This window comes from Streptomyces glaucescens, assembly GCF_002154375.1.
Classification (GTDB): domain Bacteria; phylum Actinomycetota; class Actinomycetes; order Streptomycetales; family Streptomycetaceae; genus Streptomyces; species Streptomyces glaucescens.
In genome coordinates this window covers 1-1431 of record NZ_MUND01000817.1, presented here as the reverse complement: position 1 = coordinate 1431, position 1431 = coordinate 1, and the positions used below count along the sequence as shown (strand labels likewise).

Below are 1431 nucleotides of genomic sequence, written 5' to 3'. Positions count from 1 at the left end.
CCTCCCCACCCTCCCCCACCGCCCCGGTGCGCAGCGCCAGCACCCGCCACGCCCCGGGCCGGAACGCCTCCGCCACGGTCCGCCCCTCCAGCCTCGGATGCCCGCCGACGTCCACGGCGGCGAACAGCAGCACCCGCCGCTCCACCGGAATCGCCCCGAGGATCTGCCGCCCGAACATCGCCCCGGCGAACGCGGGCGCCGCCAGGTGCGACACGCTCCGGCTGCGGGTGAGCGCGTAGGGGTGCGCGGCCCGCAGGGTGCGGTACACGGCGGTGGCGAAGTCGTCGTCGTACAGCCGCAGCACCACCCGCAGATCGGGCCGCACCGACCGTGCGTACAGCGCGGCCTCCAGGTTGGTGGTGTCCGCGCTGGTCACCGCGAGCAGGGCGTGCGCCCGGTGGATCTTGGCGGCCTCCAGCACGCCCTCCTGGGTGACATCGCCGAGCACCACCGGCACCCGCAGCCGCCGCGCGGTGGCGAGCCCGCGGGCCTCGGGGTCGGATTCCACGCACACCACCGGGATGTGCAGCTCGCGCAGCCGGGTCAGCACCCGGGTGCCGATCTTGCCCAGCCCGAGCAGCACGACGTGCCCGCCGAGCCCGCGGGGCGGTTTGCGCAGCGCGGACGCGCTCCGGAAGGTGCCGAGGCCTTCGAGTACGGCCGCCAGCAGCACCGGCAGCAGCAGTAATCCGACCAGCCCGGACAGCAGTTGGAGCACTTGCCGGGCGGTGGACTGCTGGAGCGCGGGCTCGTTGATCGCGAACAGGTCGAGCAGGGTCACGTAGGTGGCGTGGAGCAGGTGTTCCCCGGTGACCACCTTCAGTGCCACGGCCAGCGCGACCACACACACCACCAGCCCGAACAGCGACCACCGCAGCCGCCGTGAGAACAGCGAGGCGAACGGCAACGTCCCGCCGCGGCCCGAGCCCTGGGCGGGCCCGGAGTAGGAGACCTGCTCCAGCACCACCGCGCCGCGCCCGGTCGCGGCCCGCACGGTCGCCGCGTCCGGCAGCAGCTGCGGCCCCTGCTCCCCACTGCTGTCGGAACCGTCCGCGCCGGCCGGGTCGTTGGCGGTCGCGGAGAGCAGCGCGAGGGTGGCCAGTCCGGGGTCGGCCACCTCGCCGGGCGCGGGCGGCTGCCGTTCCACGGCCCGCAGCAGCAGCCCTTCGGTCTGGACGACCTTGCTGGTGCCGGCGAGCGCGGTGGCGGCGAGCGCGGGCGCGGCCGTGTCGGCGTCGGACAGGACGGTCGTGGAGGCGTCGTAGCGGGTGGCTCCGTCGCCGAGGGCGAGGGTGGCGGCCTGGTCGAGCAGCTCCTCGATGTGCTGGCCGAGCCGCCGGTTGTAGAGGCGGAGCACGAGCCGGATCCGGTGGTTGAGGCGGCGGGCGGCGAGTGCGGCTCGGATGTTGGTCTCGTCGTCGTCGTACACGA

The 1431-nt window shown here is 74.8% G+C and carries 1 protein-coding gene; it reads right to left on the bottom strand.

All coding sequences use genetic code 11. From position 1 onward, the window contains the following. The coding region (locus CCN42_RS37745) for a potassium channel family protein (protein ID WP_107427713.1) at window positions 1-1431 on the bottom strand (1431 nt) is incomplete at both ends.